Raw genomic sequence first — 17,175 nt, forward strand, 5'->3', positions numbered from 1 at the left:
TCTATCTGCAACCTCAAAGCGGTGTTTTGAGCAGGCTACGGTTAGCTTCCTAATTTGCTCTTTGATTTTTTGAGTATAAGGACATGTTGGATTCTATGTGCTGTATTGTCAACAATACACTCTTCTTCCTGTATATCTACCAACATGATTTACAGAATTTTATTTTACTATAATTTTACCTATATTCCAAGACAGAAATAAAATAATCAAGAACAAAAACGCATATAACCAATAACTAGCTATATGCATTTTAACACTTAAAGCGAACTGTTAAGTTGCGACTAGTGGTATCCAGTCCTAAGTAAGTCGGAAATATACAGTTTATTTACGACTAGCAAGGCATTTACCCGGCAATAAGAGCTCATCTAAATTGACTTTTTCTTAAAGTAGAAATTTCTACGAAAACTATCTAAATAAACTTTTTATCTCTATGACGGACAAAACATGTCTCAGTTATTCATCAACATCCAAGGTTCTAGTAGTTGACCCACTCCCCATTGGAGTTAACTTTATAACCATCTACTATAGTATTAACCGCTAATCTTCCGCTTTCATTGACATAGTACCATTTGTCTCCAACTTGGAACCATTGATTTACCTTCATTGCACCAGATGATTCCTGATAGTACCAATGGTCTCCATCTTTTATCCAACCAGTTGCCATTGAACCGTTAGCATTGAGATAGTACCACACACCACTGGATTCAACCCAGCCAGTAGACATTGCTCCGCTCTCACTCAAATAATACCATTGGTTACCATCTCTGACCCAACCAGTTGCCATTGAGCCGTTAGCATTGAGATAGTACCACACACCACTGGATTCAACCCAGCCAGTAGACATTGCTCCACTCTCACTCAAATAATACCATTGATTACCATCTCTGACCCAACCAGTTGCCATCGCACCAGTAGAACTCAAGTAGTACCATTTATCCGCTTCCTGATGCCAGCCTTTCACCACTTCACCAGCAGATGTATAAAAATACCACGCACCATTTTCTTGCTTCCAACCAGTCGTTATTGGAACTTTAGTCTCAGTTTTAATAACATCTCCTACATAAGATTGGAGGTAACGAGGAGCAAAAGAAGTAAGAGGAGAGTTTGCTACCATTCTATCTGAAGACCCCAAAGATAATTTATCCTTCTCTGACTTCCTTTCTGTCATCTCCTCAGATACATTTTCTCTTATTGTATTCATGGTCTCGACAGGATTTTCTTTCGCATCTTCAGGAATTCTACTGCCAGCTAGTGTAACTGGTAAATCATGCATACTGTCAATTCTACCGGCCAGTAGACCTGTAATTTCTTGACCTGCATCTTCTTTATTAAAGGTGAAAAGTAGAGTTTTTTGATCTGCTTGGGTCAAGAAGGTAGCTTTGTGTCCATTCGCTAAAGTCAAAGTCGGAATAGAATTCACTAGTACCTCAGAATCAAATTGCATAGCTAAGATACCTTGTCCTGCATCCTCTTCTTCTGTTTCCAATTTACGAACGTCCCTGATAGTTACACTCGTTGGATATACCGGATCTTTTGTTAAAAAGTCCCAATTAAATTTTCTAAATGATAGGGTATAGTCATTTTGTCCTTTTTCAGTGTGTTCATACAAGATACCATACTCCCCATTTCCTAATTCTTGGAGCGAATTATAGGCAAACTCTCCTTTTTGAATTGGTCTATGATGTAACCAAGTCAAGTCTCCGTTGTCCTCTACACGAGCCAAATGAGCCATTCCATTCGTCCGTTTAGGTCCTCCTGAATTGGTTAAAATGATGTATTCTTTTCCTTCGTGCATGGTGTGAATAGCAGCCATTTGGACATAAACATCTTTAACCTGATTATATCTCTTGATTTCCTTGTCCCAAGTTTGCCCACCATCTTTACTTGTGGCAACCTGTAAATCACCCGTTAATCCTCTCATAAAGAGTTTCACATCACCATTATTTAACTGTACAGCAACTGACTCTGTATTTTGGGCAGGACTATTATTCATAGTTGAGGAATGAATTTTCCTTCTACCTACCGTCCTATCATCATTGACAGCCGCTCCAGCCTGCCATGTTTCTCCATGGTCATCTGAATAAATCAAACGAGAAGACTGGGATCCGCTTAGATGGGAGATAGCATTGGTGGTATAAGTAGGAACTAAGATACGACCCTTGTGCTCTCCTGTTCTAAGCACAATTCCTGTACCTGGACCTGTTCCTAAAAATTTCATCCAATCTTGGCGAATTGATGGTGTAATATCTCTTGGTTGCGACCAAGTTTTCCCATCATCATCACTATAGGAAAGCCACAAATAGCTCGTATAGGCTACACGAAATGGATTTTTAGCAGATGGAGCAAAGTAGATATTCCCAAGAAGCTCTTCTCCTTTATAGAGGTCACCCTTATCTCTGTAGGCTTCTTCTTTTGGATCCACTACAACGCGATAATCTGTTTTTTGATTATTTGCATCATATACTTCTCCGTTTTCTCGGACAGTATATGCTTGATTTTCCCCTTGTTTATATAGTAATTGATAGTGCTTATCTCCAACTTGTTGATAAGCTTTTTGAGGTTTGTTTGGCATTCCAAAGACAGCTCGACCTTCTGGAAACATATCGTAGATTGAAAAAATTCTCTTTGTGGTAGGATCTTGAACCAAGACCATATCGATATTAAGTGGAGATGGTGCCTGCGGATCTTTTGCTTCTGGATTGTCTCGCAAGTTGGTCAAGGTTAAGGTTGGCTGCCAAGTAGTTCCCCCATCCTCACTTCTCCTAACGACCATAGCAATATCTCCCCAATCAGAATGGTGGAGACGACGCTGATCTGCCCCTGCCAGTAATGTTCCTTTATCCGTACGTAGCAAAGCTGGAATCCGATAACTCTTAATTCCTTCACTATTTGGCTTACCATTGACACCGCTCATAAACAACTCTTGCTTCTCTGTCAAGACTGCCCCTTCAGGAAGTGACGGCTCAATATCTGTCACATCAAATAACTGGCTACGTTTTTTGACTTCCTCTGGAGTTAGAGCACGATTGTATACAGTCAGATTACGAATAGAGAGATTTGAGCCCCACTTCAGTTCTCCTGCTCTATTAGTTGCACCTAACTGAAGTTTATCCACATCTGGCATGTCTGCCAGGAATTTCCCTGACTTTTTATTCGTACGAGATAATACACCATTCACATAAAGACGAACCTGACCATTTGGACTATCCTTTTTTGGTCTTTCAACAGTAAAAGTAACCGAATTATACTTGCCTGGTCTAATCTTCAAAGGCGCATCTGTATAACTTCCATAAAATTGACTACCATCAGCTCCACGTCCCTCTATCAAAGCTGTCCCATTATTGATTGCCATTGTAAAGTACTCATTTACTTTAGTTGTACTGGAAGCAGAAAAGAGATTGTAAAAACTAGGACCATCAGCAGCCGGTTTGAACTCCACATGAACAGTTGCATTTTGGAGTCCCTTTACTTTCTCTAATTCATCAGACAAGTCTACTCTTTTTCCATTTGAATCATTCGTCTCTAAGTCATCTTTTTCTATCACTGTTTCGACATTTTCCAAATCTCGTGCATAGTAATCTCTTGGAATTTTTTCTTCTTGCTTATCTTCCCTTTCTTGTTCTTGATCATTGCCAGAAAGTTCAGTCTCTGAAACAGACTCTACATGCTCTGCAGGAAGAGTTATATTTTCTCCTTCCTCAGAAGGCTGGCTCTTTTCTGTATCAGTTAGGGTTGAGCTCCCCCCCCCCCGAAAGTTGAGTTTCATTTGCCAGAGGTTGCTCACTCGCCCCTTCTTGAGCTAAAACAGGAGACGTTCCAAACACCACTGCTCCCACAATCATAGAAACCGCTCCTACCGATAGTTTCCTAATACTATAACGACACTTACGTTCTTGAACATTCCGATTCATACTGTTCCTCTCTATATCTATATCCCGATTTCTGAAATAAGACATTTACTCCAGAAAATGCACTTAGTTTGTCTTTTCTTAACTTTCTTTTACTACAGTTCATTTAAATGACAAAAATGAACTAAACAAACTATCTCAAATTGGTGCCAAATTTCCCCTCTCCTTTCTCCAATCAGACTCCTGCCAATCTAGTTTATCTACCAGGACACCGCTGCAATTAAACTAAAATATCTCTTTATAAGCAAATGATGGACATCAGCTTATGCTATTTACACCATACTTCCTGCTCAATCCTTATCGAACACTTTTTCAAATAGCTTTTCATAAGCATAAATACTTGTAGAAATAATGGGAAATATAATCAAGCTCACAATCAGAATCTTATCCAGCTTAAAGGGGACAATCCCAAATAAGTGAAGAAATAAATCAATCAGAAAACTGTCGAAAAAAACTGTCAAAAGTAGTTCAATTTGTCTTTTTCTCTGCTTTTTTGTCTTGAATGCCTTAAATATCATATTATTCCCCTTTTCTAAGCTTCAATCCCTTCTCTCTATCTGTCATTTCGCATAGCTGCTACTATTTTTACAGCAATCTATCTTTAAATATACATAAAGATAAGATTCTATCACTTTTTATAAGTGTTAGCAAATTTATTATACCTCATTTCTAAAACGCTTTCAATACAGTGTAGTATAATAGATTTTAGTTTCAAGAAACTCTTTTGTATAATAATATCCTTGAAAGTAGTTTCAGATGAACATTTATAGTCCATAAAAAGAAAACAGAGACTCATCTGTTTTTTACACTCAATGAAAATCAAAGAGCAAACTAAGAAGCTAGCCGCATGATGCTCAAAACACTGTTTTGAGGTTGTAGATGGAACTGACGAAGTCAGCTCAAAACACCGTTTTGAGGTTGTAGATGAAACTGACGAAGTCAGTAACCATACCTACGGCAAGGCGAAGCTGACGTGGTTTGAAGAGATTTTTGGAAAGTATTAACACCTACAGACAAGCCTGACGATAGCAAGAACTACCCTACTCGATAGGTATCGGCTTTTGCTTTCTGAAAAAAATTATTTTAAGCAATTTGACAAAGCTAGCAACAAAAAATTCTATAAATATTTCCATGATAAAACGCATAGTATCAAGTCTTCTTAATCCCCTGATACTATGCGTGTTTGTGATTTTTAAGATTTTGTGCCTAGAGTCGACTCCTTATTTTAGATATTTGAAAGGAATCTCACTCCCACAGAGCCAGTTATAAATCTGGTCATTGACAAAAACATTCATGGCTTCGTGGGCATACTCAGGCATGATGCGATAAGCCTTATCGCAGATCAAACGATTGTAAATCGCAAACTGGGTAATGGGATAGCAAACATCGTCGTCCAAGCCCGTAATCATCTTAACCTCACCTTGGATACGATGGGCAAGATTTTTGACATCGATATAGGCAAGGGTCGCCATGATTTCCTCCTCTGTTTCATGAAAAGGATCGTGGAACTTGAAATAACGGAAAAGTTCATCATAGGCCTCACTAGTATTGCCAATCTCAATCACCCGTCTGAAGTCTGACAAGAAGGGATAGATGGAAACTGTTTTCTGAATTCGAGGATTGAGCGCTGCTGCAACCAAAGCTAGAGCACCACCTTGAGAGGCACCATAGCTAGAAAGACGCTTCTCATCTACCTCAGGCAGATTAGCAATAATTTCAACCAACTGGTAAATATCCAGATAAACATCCTTATAAAAGAGGTGATCCCGACCCTCCACAGCACCACGGATAATATGTCCCTTAACCGTATTTCCTAGAGGAGAACGCAAACCGTCTTGTGAATAGCCCGACTGGCCTCGAACATCCATGGAAACAACACCGTAACCAGCTACGGTGAAGGCTAGCATGTCGGCCCAATCCCAGCCACGTCCCATATAACCATGGAAATGGAAGATTAGTGGAACCTTCTCCTCACTCTTTGGAAGAACGACGCGTGCATAGACCTTGCCTTCATTGGTTCCTTCAAAGGTTAGTTCATAGCACTTGACTTGAGGAATGTGGAAATCTCTTTCCTCCAAGTGGTAGGCTGGAAGCGTGGAAACTTTTTTCACTTCCTCATCCCAGAAAGCATCAAAATCTTCCGGAACCTCGTCCCTGCCTTTATAAGTCTTCATTTCTTCTAACAAAGCTGGATTTTTCATAGCATGCTCCTTTTATTTTATAATCGTTACCACAACTGTAGCATATCTATGTAATCAATGCAAGAAAGAAGGGTAAATAGAAAGTGAATTTAGATTCTTTACTTTTAGGATGATGGGCTAAAAGTAGTTTTAGAAACGAAAAAAGAGCATTTCGCTCTCTCTTCTGTTTATACTAGTTTTTTGCTTCTTTCTTTTGAAAAGTGCTTGGGTAATTTACTTTAATCGTTACTGTCATATGAGAGTCCTCGTTTCTTTTTGATGACTCTAGTATAAGGGCCAAACCTGAAAGCTAGCTTAAGTTTTCCTTAGAGAAAGCTTAATCCAGATGTTCTTTCTTTTCCAGATGAAAGGCAATCATGCGCCACTCTGGATCCTCTTGCCAGCCTTCAATAGAACTAATGTAACTAGCAACTTTTCTAGCTTCTTCTAAAATCGGAAAATCCTCGATAATATCAGCCACTTGGAACTCTGGAAGCCCTGACTGTCTGGTTCCAAAAATCTCACCAGAACCACGCATTTTCAAATCTTCCTCCGCAAGGACAAAACCATTGGTCGTTTCTGTCATGATGCGCATGCGGTCTTTCCCAGAATCAGTCTTGGGATTGGCAACGAGAACAGCATAGGACTGCTTATCTCCCCGACCGACACGACCTCTAAGCTGGTGAAGCTGGCTGAGACCGAAACGATCGGCATCCATGATAATCATGACGGTCGCATTTGGAACATTGACCCCAACCTCGATAACTGTTGTCGAAACTAGAATATCCGTTTTTCGCTCTTTGAACTCCTGCATAATCTGGTCCTTTTCGTCACTCTTCATCTTACCATGTAGAAGAGCCACCTCTGCCTTGCCTGCAAAATGAGCCGTCAACTCCTCTGATAAGGCAATGGCATTTTTCAGATCTAGAGCTTCTGATTCTTCAATCAAGGGAGAGATGACATAGGCTTGGGAACCTTTTTGAATTTCCCCCTCTAACCAAGTCAAGACCTGAGGTAAGTGCTCATGCTTGATCCAGCGTGTCACAATAGGCTTCCGACCTGCTGGCATCTGGTCGATAATGGAAACATCCATATCTCCGAAGGCTGTGATGGCCAGCGTCCGTGGAATGGGAGTCGCCGTCATCATGAGGACATCTGGATTGTCGCCTTTTTCCCGTAAAATACGCCTTTGCCCCACACCAAAACGGTGCTGTTCATCGATGATAATCAAGCCAAGGCGAGCATAATCCACTCCATCCTGAATCAGAGCGTGGGTTCCGATAATCAAATCAGCCTCACCCTTGGCAATGGTCTCCAAGACTTCTCTCTTTTCTGCAGCTTTTAAGGAACCTGTCAAGAGAGCCAGTTTTAGGTCTGGAAAGAGACTCTGTAGACTCTCAAAGTGTTGCTCTGCGAGAATTTCTGTTGGTACCATGAGGGCTGATTGGTAGCCAGCTGTCACTGCCGCAAACATAGCCAAGCCAGCGACCACCGTTTTTCCGCTCCCCACATCCCCTTGCAAGAGACGATTCATGTGGTGATCCGACTTCATGTCTGTCAAAATTTCCTGTAAACTCTTTTCTTGAGCTGGGGTCAAGGAAAAAGGTAGATTTTCTTTAACTACTGTCACTTTTTCCTGAGACCAATTCAGAACCAGACCACTTCCCTGAACTCTATTTTCAGACTTGAGCGTCTGCAATTGCATTTGAAAATAAAAGAGTTCCTCAAATTTGATACGGCGAAGAGCCTGCTTGTATTCTGCCAAATCCTTGGGGAAATGCATGGCACGAACAGCCTGACAACGGGACATGAGTTTGTATTTGTCCAGCAAAGACTGGGGAAGATTTTCCTCAATCAAGAGGTCCAGTCCCTGATCAAAGGCTGTCTTGATAACTTTGACCAGACTGGCCTGACTGATTCCCTGAGCCAAGCGATAGACAGGTTGGAGATCATCTTCCACCTGAGCCAGGACCTTCATCCCAGTCAGACTAGCCTTGGCACGGTCCCATTTTCCAAAGACAGCAAGAGTTGCTCCCAACTCTATCTTATCAGCCAGATAGGGCTGGTTAAAGAAGTTCACCGCAAAAACGACTTCTCCCTGCTTGAGGCTAAAGCGCAGACGATTGCGCTTGAAACCATAATACTGGACACTGGCAGGAGTCACTACTTGTCCAGACAGAACTGCCTTTTCTCCGTCTTCCAGCTCCAGCACTTGCTTGGTTTTGAAATCTTCATATCTGAAAGGAAAGTAAAGCAAGAGGTCTTGCAAGTTTTCAATTCCTAGTTTGGCGTATTTTTCTGCTGACTTTGGTCCCACACCAGGTAAGACATGCAAGGGTTGATGTAGATTCATGCTCCACTCCTTTCTTTTCTAATCATATTCTCTCGGAATGCGGTCGCTGAGAAGACAAACCACCTCATAGTTAATAGTCCCACGGTAGGACGCTACCTGAGTTGCAGTGATTTCCTTATCCCCATTGGAGCCAATCAAGGTTACCTTGGTTCCGAGTGGGTAAGGCTTAGGCAATCGAATAGTGATTTGGTCCATCGAAACCCTGCCGACAATTGGGCAAGCTTGGCCATCTACCAAGACAGAGAAATTTTCCATGTCTCTTGTCCATCCATCTGCATAGCCGATTGGCATGGTCGCGATGACCTGCTCGCTATCTGCCTGATAGGTCGCCCCGTAGCCCATGCAAGCTCCAGCTGAAACTGTCTTGACATGAACCAGAGCAGACTCCAAGGTCAAGGCTGGAATCAAGTCATAGGGTAAATCCAAGACCTCTCCGCTAGGATTAAGACCATACATGGCATCTCCCATACGAACCGCATTGAAAATAGTCTCTACATGCCAAAGAGTCGTTGCCGAATTACTGGCATGAACCAGCTCTGGAAGACCTTTCATACTTGATAGAATGGTTTTAAACCGTTCTAACTGGGCATTAAAATAGTCATCTGATTCCTCATCAGCAGTCGCAAAGTGGGTAAAGATTCCTTCAACACGAACACCGTGTTGTTGGAGCAAGTCTTGAGCCTGATCAGCCTCACTAGCCTCTCTAAAACCAATCCGTCCCATCCCTGAGTCAATCTTGAGGTGAACTGTCAATCCAGTTAGGTCCGCTTCCTTATCTAACAGTGCTTGAATCCACTCCAATCCAGCCACTGTCAAGGTGATGTCATATTCTTTAGCTAGAGTAACAGCTTCTAGCTCAGAAACTCCTAAAATAAGGATTTTCTTGCTGAGTCCAGCTTGTCTGAGTTCAATAGCTTCATCAATATTGGAAACGCAAAAGCCATCGACATCATCTTGAATCGCATTGGCAACAGCTACTGCCCCATGCCCATAGGCATTGGCTTTGACCACTGCCCACTTGAGTGTCCCCTCAGGGATATGAGCCCCCATTTGCTGAATATTGTGTCGAATAGCTCCCAGATGAATCAGAGCCTTGGTTGGTCTATGCGGACTAGCTTTCATGATTTTCCTCCAAAATGACACTGGCTGTCACAAACTGATCGGTATGGCTGATAGATAGCCAAATTTTTCCTGAAAATGGTGACTGACTAAAATAAGGCGCCCCGCGTTCATTGTTTAAGACTTCTAAATCCTGAAAACCGAGCTTGCCAATACCCGTTCCCATAGCCTTGGAAAAGGCCTCCTTAGCCGACCAACGACCAGCCAAATATTCAATCTGTCTGCGCCCTTTAAGACTGGTGAAGCGCTCCATTTCCTGAGCGGTCAGCACGCGCTTAGCAAAGCCTTCATGTCGTGCAGCCGCTCTTTCTATCGAAGCCAATTCTTCGATGTCAATTCCGTGTCCAACTATCATTCTCATCAAAAGGAGTTGAGATTCCCCAACTCCATCCTTTTCACTTATTTTGTCAAGGTAGCATAAATCTCTTCTACCAAGGCCTCTGTATTTTCCCAACCCAAGCAAGGATCGGTAATAGAGCAACCAAAGACCTCTGGTTGGTTTTGACGACCATCTGCTAGGTAAGATTCAATCATAAAGCCTCGAACCGTCTTTTTAATTTTCTCATTCCAATCACGATTCTGCAAGGTCTGGCGAACAATTCGAATCTGCTCCATATATTGCTTACCTGAATTATCATGGTTGGTGTCAATGAGGATAAAGGGATTTTCAAGTCCCATGGTTTCATAACGCTCAATGGCTTGGAGTAAGTTTTCATAGTAGTAATTCGGCATATAATTGCCATACTCGTTGACTGCTCCACGGAGGATAACATGGGACAAAGGATTACCTGATGTCTCAACTTCCTGCCCATGGTAAAGGAAGGTTTGCTTGTTTTGAGCAGCATAGATGGCGTTAAACATAACACCCAAATTTCCTGAGGTTGGATTTTTCATCCCTACTGGTGCATCAATCCCAGAAGCCACAAAGCGGTGCTCTTGGTCTTCCACAGAACGAGCTCCAACAGCATGGTAGCTGACCAAGTCATCCACCAAAATTAGATTTGACGGATAAAGCATCTCATCTGCCGTCGTCAAACCAGTCTCTGTAATCACTCGGTAGTGCAACTGGCGCACAGCCTGCAAACCGTTAATCAGGCTTGGAGCCTTAGAAGTGTCTGGCTGGTGAACCAACCCTTTATAGCCGTCTCCGTTGGTACGAGGCTTAGCAGTATAAACGCGCATAACCATGAAAATCTTGTCCGCTACCTTCTTTTGCAAGGCTGACAAGCGGCGGGCATATTCCAAGACAGCTTCTTCATTATCAGAAGAGCAAGGACCAATTACCAAAAGGAGACGGTCATCTTCCCCTGAAATAATGTCTGCCAATTCCCTGTCACGGCTTTCCTTGAGTCTCAAGGCTTCCGCAGACAATTGGGTTTCAGCCTTAATGACTTCCATATCGATTTCTTGACCTTTTTCAATAAATGCCATCTTATTCTCCTAACGTTTTGTAAATTTCTCTGACAAGAGCTTCTGTGTTATCCCAACCCAAGCAAGGGTCTGTGATAGACTTACCAAATACTTCTGGCTCATTTTGTCGACCATCTTCCAGATAAGACTCAATCATAAAACCACGAACGAACTGCTTAATTTTTTCATTCCAAGCACGGTTAATCAAGGTCTGGCGGACAATTCGGATCTGTTCCATATACTGCTTACCAGAATTGTCATGATTGGTATCAATGATGATAAAAGGATTTTCCAAGCCCATTTTCTCATACTGGGCAATGGTCTCAATTAAATTGTCATAATAGTAGTTGGGAATATTGTTACCATACTCATTAAGAGCACCACGAAGAATAGCGTGTGAAAGCGGGTTCCCAGTTGTTTCTACTTCTTTTCCTAAGAAAAGGAAACTTTGTTTGTTTTGAGCAGCATAAATCCCATTAAACATGACATTGAGATTTCCAGAGGTTGGATTTTTAAAACCAGTAGAAAATCCTGCCCCACTTGCCACAAAGCGGTGTTGCTGGTCTTCAACTGAACGGGCACCAACTGCCATGTAAGAAATCAAATCATCTACAAGCGGAAGGTTTTCAGGATAAAGCATTTCATCAGCAGTTGTCATCCCTGTTTCTGTGATGACACGATAGTGAAGATGGCGAACGGCTTTGATTCCATTGATAAGACTAGGCGCTTCTGTCGCGTTAGGCTGGTGAATCAAGCCCTTATAGCCATCTCCGTTGGTACGGGGTTTGGCAGTATAAACACGCATAACCATAAAGATACGATCTGCCACTTCTTCTTGTAGGACTGCCAAACGCTTAGCGTATTCAAGGACAGCTTCTTCGTTGTCAGATGAGCACGGACCGATTACCAAGAGAATCCGCTGGTCTTCTCCACGCATGATGGCTTCTAGCTCTTGATCGCGCTGTGATTTTCTCTCCAAAGCTTGGCCTTCTAATTTTGATAAGGCACGAACTTCTTCGATATTTATTTTAGGACTTTTTGCTGTAAATACCATAAGTCATCTCCTTATAAAGCAAACGGATACCAAGTAAAAATTTACTTTTCACAAGATATCCGCCTCTAAACTATCTCATTTTATTGTCTTTTACCGTGACAATTTTTAAACTTCTTACCAGAACCACATGGGCAAAGTTGATTGCGTCCAATCTGGCTCAAATCCAAATCTTCTGGCATACTTGATTGGTGAGCAGCGATATTGCGAGTCGCTGTTGTACTGATATGGCGTTCTGCCTGTGGTCTTTCTTGTTCATGAATTTGTGCTTTCATCATCAAGCGTGTCACATCAAACTCAATCGAACCAATCATATCATTAAACATACGGAAACCTTCTGCCTGATACTCAACAACAGGGTTGTTCTGAGCATAACCACGAAGTCCAACCGCGTTACGCAATTGATCAAGGGCATCGATATGATCTGTCCACTTGTTATCCACCACTCGTAGAATCAAAACTTTTTGGAATTCTTTAACTGCTTCTTCATCGCGTAGTTTTGAAACCTGACTATCATAAACCTTCAAGGCACGTTGAAAAAGCTCTTCCTTGATGGCCTTATCAGACAAGCCTGACAAGTCTTCCATCGTAATAGAATCTTCTGGAAGCAAGTTGTACTTAGCAAAGTTCAAAATTGCTTCAAGTTTTTCATCTTGTTTGGCACGCGCATGACCATCGACGACACGTTCAATCGTGCGTTTGTGCATAGCCTGAATTTCAGGTGCCAAGTCACGGTCTGCAGTGATGACATCGTAACGTTGAGCATAGATAATCTCACGTTGTTCACGCATGACATCGTCGTATTGAAGGACTTGTTTACGGGTATCGTAGTTATTTCCTTCGACACGTTTCTGAGCTGCCTCAACCTGACGCGTCAACATACGAGACTCAATGGCCTCTTCAGACATATTCAAGCGTTCAAATATGCCTTTCAAGCGTTCAGAACCAAAACGTTTCATCAAATCATCTTCAAGAGAGAGGTAGAATTGTGACTCACCTGGATCTCCTTGACGACCTGAACGTCCACGAAGCTGGTTATCGATACGACGACTTTCATGACGTTCTGTACCAATCACACAAAGTCCACCCAATTCGCGAACACCTTCACCAAGCTTGATGTCGGTACCACGACCCGCCATGTTGGTTGCGATGGTAACGGCACCACGTTGACCAGCATTCATGATGATTTGGGCTTCTCTATAGTGATTTTTGGCATTCAAGACTTCGTGAGGAACACCAGCTGCGACCAATTTCTTAGAAATGTAGTCACTAGTTTCAACCGCTACTGTACCAACCAAGACAGGCTGACCCTTTTGGTAACGAGCCTTAACGTCTTCGACAACCGCTTTAAACTTAGATTCGATACTTGCATAAAGAAGGTCTGAGTGGTCAATCCGTTGAACAGGACGGTTTGTTGGGATTGGAATAACACGAATGTTGTAGATTTCACGGAATTCTTCTTCCTCAGTCTTACCTGTCCCCGTCATACCAGACAATTTCTTGTACATACGGAAAAGGTTTTGATACGTGATTGAGGCAGATGTCTTGGTTTCATCCTGGATTGGCACACCTTCTTTGGCTTCAATAGCTTGGTGCAAGCCATCAGAATAACGACGACCTTCCATGGTACGACCTGTAAATTGGTCGACAATCAAGATTTCTTGCTCTTCGCTCACCACATAGTCAATATCGAGAAGCATGATGTAGTTGGCACGAAGGGCATTATCGATAAAGTGAGTCAAAGCTACGTTTTCGATGTCATAGAGATTTTCAAGCTTGAAGTAGCTTTCAGCCTTGTCAATCCCTGAATCAGACAAACCAATAGTCTTAGACTGCACATCGATGATGTAGTCGTCTTTGTCCAAAGATTTTACATAGTGGTCTGCCATATGGTAGAGCTGACTGGTTTCAACTGCATTAGCACCTGATACGATCAAAGGTGTACGGGCCTCGTCAATCAAGATAGAGTCAACCTCATCGACCAAGGCATAGTTAAGCGGACGTTGTACCATGTTTTCAGCACGAACGACCATGTTATCACGTAGGTAGTCAAATCCGATTTCTGAGTTGGTTGAGTAGGTAATGTCACACTCATAGGCTTCTTTTTTCTCCATTGGAGATTTGGCAGCCAAGTTAATCCCTACTGACAAACCAAGCCATGAGTACAATTCACCCATCTCAGTCGCGTCACGTTCTGATAGGTATTCGTTAACCGTAACTACGTGAACCCCTTTGCCTGAAAGGGCATTGAGGTATACCGGCATAGTCGCAGTCAAGGTTTTCCCTTCCCCTGTACGCATCTCTGGCACGTCACCATGGTGAAGAACGATTCCCCCCATGACCTGAACCTTATATGGGAAGAGACCTAGGACACGTTTGGCACCCTCACGGACAACCGCAAATGCTTCATAAAGCAATGAATCCAGCGATTCTCCATTTTGATAACGTTCTTTAAATTCAACTGTTTTTGCTTTTAGTTGGTCATCAGTCAAAGCAGCCATTTGGTCTTCGTATTTGAAAACCTTGTCAGCCATCTTTTCCAGACGACGGATTTCTCCTTTATCATTTTCGATAATTGTTTTTAAAATATTAGCCATGTTTTTCCTTACTTTAAATTCCGAATATTTTAGAATGTTCTTTTAATTTTAGCACAATTACTGATTATTTTCAAGGAAGAATCCCCATTTTGAAAAGGAAAAAGAGGCTAGTTTTCAAGCTAACCTCTCTGACTTTTATGATACTTTAATTGCCAAGAATCGGCAAAATGGCAAATAGGATAAATAGATTTATCCAAAAAGAAAGACAACAGATAAGTCCAAAAAGAAAGACAACAGATAAGTCCAAAAACAAAGAGACTGACTTTCTTGGACAGCAAGGCCATCAAAATGGACAGAATTCCAAAAACTAGTAAAACTTTCTGCATGATTAAGAGATTGATAGATATTCCCAGAACTGGTTTATCCCAAGGAAGAAAGAAGAAAGCCAGCCAGATCAGCAGAACTAAACCAATATAGACCTTAGAATAGCGTGTAATAAATGATTTTAGATGTGCCATAAGCCACCTCCTAAGCTTGTATATCTTTTGAATACTGTATATGCCCATTTTCGACAACTAATACATCTGTACAAAGGTCTGAAATATCTTCCGATATGTGTGATGTCAGGATAACCAGACCATTTTCTTTTTTAAGGTAAGATAAAATGACCTGTTTGGTTAACCTCACACTCTTCTCATCCAAAGCATTCATGGGTTCATCGAGAAAGAGTATAGATGGTTCGGCAATAAAGGCTTGAATCAAAGCCATTTTTTGTTTCGTTCCTAAGGATAAATGACGGTACTCAACGTCTTCAAATTCCTGTAAATCATAATATTGGATCCAATCGGCAATTCTTTTTTCCGTAACTTTAGATGAAAAATACCTCAACAATTCCAAATTTTCTCTAAGGGATAAATGAGATAAAAACTCGACTTTTTCAATTAAAACCCCTGCATCCTGAATATAATGATTTTTTATCCCGTAGACTTCCCCATCTTGAAGAACTTTTCCTTTGTCAAGCTTAATATAACCAGCAAGTGCCTTTAAAAGAACCGTCTTGCCAGATCCATTATCACCTTTAAGGCCATAAATTTTTCCTGATTGAAAGACCAGATTTAACTCATTTAAAATAGGTCTTTTCCCATAAATTTTCTGTCCATTTATAATTTCAAGTCTCATCGTTTATCCTTTCTTAAATTTCTCTTCCAAGCGACTAACAATCAAGATAACTAATAAACTTAAGAGTCCTAAATACACTGTTACAATATGATCCATCATCCATTCTTGTCCCACAAATGCTAAAAAATAGAGAAAAAAGGAAAAACCAGCGCCCGCACTAATCAGTGCTATCAGATAAGACAGTAGCAAGTACAACATCATTAACTGAGCAAGTAAAAAGAAAAGTACGACTGTTTTGAAATGAATTCCTAGAGGAAGTAAACCAAGGAACCAGACAAATAAATCTTGAGTAAAAAATTTAGAGATGACAACCAATCGTTTCCTTGTATAATCGAAAAAGGAGCTTGATTGATAGCGAATCAAGTGATGGTAATGGTCTGCCAAATCAGTTTCAAGCAAAATAACAGAGAGCCATCCTACCATGAAAAGCGAAAGGTTTAACAAGAGTTTGGGGATTTCTAAATTCACTTCAGAATAGTCATTATAGGAAAAGATTGAAATCAATTCTCTCTTGAAAAAGAGAAAAACATCCTGCTTTTGAACCGCTGTTGACAATAGATAGTTTATCAAAATCATCATCAGAACTATACGAAGTAGTAAAACGATCTTTCTCTTTAGCAAAATATTGTTAAAATTCTTAAACATTATCTTCATATTTTTCAAGCACCATATAGGGGACAATATAAAGGATATAAGGAGTAAAGAGTTTCATCAAACTGACATCCCCATAGCTAGCTTGCATCAAACTCGTCATAGGAACCATATAGTAAGGCAAGGCACTATAGAGTAACATAGAACCAAGCCAAAGAAACATCAAATAGGCAATTGCCGAACGAGTCACATTCCCTAAATAATCAACTATTTTTAAAAAATAGACTGCATTGATGAAAATACCGATTAGTAGGACACAAGTAAAGAACAAATAGCTTGTTATCTCTCCATCTAGGAGCCTTTGTAAACTACTCCCATCAGAAAATAGAGAATTCCATTCAAGAGGAGAAAAAGTCCCAAAGAAATAAGTTAAAATTGCAATTATCAGCACAGTCACTAAATATATCACACAAGGGATACTTGCAACTTGCAAAGTCAACTTTCTTTTTACCCCTTGATAACTCACTTCTCTTCCAATACTCAATCGTAAAACTTTATTTTTCAGCTCAATATATTGAAAACCTAGCAAAACAATGATGATTGGAATAATAAATGATTGATAAAAACCTAGATTGAACTGGAGAATACGAAAATCTAATGCTGATTTTAATAAGTCATTTTTAATTGCTTGTCCATCGAATTTAGCTAGATCGGGCGCATGAATATCAAAAAAGAAATAAGTCATCAAAACATCACGATAAACCAAAGCAAGAAAAAGCAAAGTAAGCAAGACATAAACAAATTTATGCCTTGCCAAAGTTAAGAGAGGAATCTTCATAAGCCACCT

The 17,175-nt window shown here is 41.0% G+C and carries 13 protein-coding genes and 1 pseudogene; all 14 read right to left on the reverse strand.

Going from position 1 to position 17,175, the window contains the following annotated elements:
• Window positions 1–475 precede the first annotated feature (475 nt).
• Window positions 476–3,766 (reverse strand): sialidase domain-containing protein, encoded by a 3,291-nt coding sequence (locus HT709_RS05920; RefSeq protein ID WP_172925602.1) that lies wholly within the window; start codon window positions 3,764–3,766, stop codon window positions 476–478.
• Window positions 3,723–3,956 carry a YSIRK-type signal peptide-containing protein gene (locus HT709_RS05925; RefSeq protein WP_316043892.1) on the reverse strand — a complete coding sequence of 78 codons (234 nt, stop codon included), beginning with the start codon at window positions 3,954–3,956 and terminating at the stop codon, window positions 3,723–3,725. The genes HT709_RS05920 and HT709_RS05925 overlap by 44 nt, the downstream gene beginning before the upstream one ends.
• A gap of 242 nt (window positions 3,957–4,198) precedes the next feature.
• Window positions 4,199–4,426, reverse strand: a complete 228-nt coding sequence (locus HT709_RS05930) for a hypothetical protein (RefSeq protein WP_000576348.1) — start codon at window positions 4,424–4,426, stop codon at window positions 4,199–4,201.
• 702 nt (window positions 4,427–5,128) lie between these two features.
• Complete coding sequence (locus HT709_RS05935; protein ID WP_172925596.1) at window positions 5,129–6,109, reverse strand: acetylxylan esterase; 981 nt, start codon at window positions 6,107–6,109, stop codon at window positions 5,129–5,131.
• A 316-nt stretch (window positions 6,110–6,425) separates the two neighbouring features.
• Window positions 6,426–8,441: an ATP-dependent DNA helicase RecG gene (gene recG, locus HT709_RS05940; protein WP_172925597.1), complete on the reverse strand. Its 2,016-nt coding sequence runs from the start codon at window positions 8,439–8,441 to the stop codon at window positions 6,426–6,428.
• 18 nt (window positions 8,442–8,459) lie between these two features.
• Window positions 8,460–9,563: an alanine racemase gene (gene alr, locus HT709_RS05945; protein ID WP_172925598.1), complete on the reverse strand. Its 1,104-nt coding sequence runs from the start codon at window positions 9,561–9,563 to the stop codon at window positions 8,460–8,462.
• Complete coding sequence (gene acpS / locus HT709_RS05950) at window positions 9,553–9,915, reverse strand: holo-ACP synthase (protein WP_172925603.1); 363 nt, start codon at window positions 9,913–9,915, stop codon at window positions 9,553–9,555. Before acpS ends, alr begins: the two co-directional genes overlap by 11 nt.
• 44 nt (window positions 9,916–9,959) lie before the next feature.
• Window positions 9,960–10,991, reverse strand: a complete 1,032-nt coding sequence (locus tag HT709_RS05955; RefSeq protein ID WP_000864064.1) for a 3-deoxy-7-phosphoheptulonate synthase — start codon at window positions 10,989–10,991, stop codon at window positions 9,960–9,962.
• Window position 10,992: 1 nt separating this feature from the next.
• Window positions 10,993–12,024 carry a 3-deoxy-7-phosphoheptulonate synthase gene (locus HT709_RS05960; protein ID WP_000232198.1) on the reverse strand — a complete coding sequence of 344 codons (1,032 nt, stop codon included), beginning with the start codon at window positions 12,022–12,024 and terminating at the stop codon, window positions 10,993–10,995.
• Between the two features lie 80 nt (window positions 12,025–12,104).
• Entirely contained in the window at window positions 12,105–14,618 is a 2,514-nt protein-coding gene (gene secA, locus HT709_RS05965) for a preprotein translocase subunit SecA (RefSeq protein ID WP_172925599.1), read from the reverse strand.
• Window positions 14,619–14,763: 145 nt separating this feature from the next.
• A pseudogene (locus HT709_RS05970) lies at window positions 14,764–15,076 on the reverse strand (hypothetical protein).
• Between the two features lie 10 nt (window positions 15,077–15,086).
• Entirely contained in the window at window positions 15,087–15,737 is a 651-nt protein-coding gene (locus HT709_RS05975) for an ABC transporter ATP-binding protein (RefSeq protein WP_001235270.1), read from the reverse strand.
• Between the two features lie 3 nt (window positions 15,738–15,740).
• The gene (locus HT709_RS05980) at window positions 15,741–16,382 is read right to left on the reverse strand and encodes a hypothetical protein (protein WP_007284818.1); all 642 of its coding nucleotides are present in this window, start codon (window positions 16,380–16,382) and stop codon (window positions 15,741–15,743) included.
• On the reverse strand, window positions 16,375–17,166 hold the full coding sequence (locus tag HT709_RS05985; RefSeq protein ID WP_000701281.1) for a hypothetical protein: 792 nt from the start codon (window positions 17,164–17,166) through the stop codon (window positions 16,375–16,377). Before HT709_RS05985 ends, HT709_RS05980 begins: the two co-directional genes overlap by 8 nt.
• Between the last annotated feature and the right edge of the window lie 9 nt (window positions 17,167–17,175).

The organism is Streptococcus sp. 1343 (assembly GCF_013277355.1).
Classification (GTDB): domain Bacteria; phylum Bacillota; class Bacilli; order Lactobacillales; family Streptococcaceae; genus Streptococcus; species Streptococcus pseudopneumoniae.

Bases quoted from the DNA above. Each gene is read 5' to 3' on its own strand.
- HT709_RS05920 (WP_172925602.1), bottom strand. From the start codon at position 3,766: ATGAAACTCAACTTTCGGGGGGGGGGGAGCTCAACCCTAACTGATACA.
- HT709_RS05925 (WP_316043892.1), bottom strand. From the start codon at position 3,956: ATGTCTTATTTCAGAAATCGGGATATAGATATAGAGAGGAACAGTATG.
- HT709_RS05930 (WP_000576348.1), bottom strand. From the start codon at position 4,426: ATGATATTTAAGGCATTCAAGACAAAAAAGCAGAGAAAAAGACAAATT.
- HT709_RS05935 (WP_172925596.1), bottom strand. From the start codon at position 6,109: ATGAAAAATCCAGCTTTGTTAGAAGAAATGAAGACTTATAAAGGCAGG.
- recG (WP_172925597.1), bottom strand. From the start codon at position 8,441: ATGAATCTACATCAACCCTTGCATGTCTTACCTGGTGTGGGACCAAAG.
- alr (WP_172925598.1), bottom strand. From the start codon at position 9,563: ATGAAAGCTAGTCCGCATAGACCAACCAAGGCTCTGATTCATCTGGGA.
- acpS (WP_172925603.1), bottom strand. From the start codon at position 9,915: ATGATAGTTGGACACGGAATTGACATCGAAGAATTGGCTTCGATAGAA.
- HT709_RS05955 (WP_000864064.1), bottom strand. From the start codon at position 10,991: ATGGCATTTATTGAAAAAGGTCAAGAAATCGATATGGAAGTCATTAAG.
- HT709_RS05960 (WP_000232198.1), bottom strand. From the start codon at position 12,024: ATGGTATTTACAGCAAAAAGTCCTAAAATAAATATCGAAGAAGTTCGT.
- secA (WP_172925599.1), bottom strand. From the start codon at position 14,618: ATGGCTAATATTTTAAAAACAATTATCGAAAATGATAAAGGAGAAATC.
- HT709_RS05975 (WP_001235270.1), bottom strand. From the start codon at position 15,737: ATGAGACTTGAAATTATAAATGGACAGAAAATTTATGGGAAAAGACCT.
- HT709_RS05980 (WP_007284818.1), bottom strand. From the start codon at position 16,382: ATGTTTAAGAATTTTAACAATATTTTGCTAAAGAGAAAGATCGTTTTA.
- HT709_RS05985 (WP_000701281.1), bottom strand. From the start codon at position 17,166: ATGAAGATTCCTCTCTTAACTTTGGCAAGGCATAAATTTGTTTATGTC.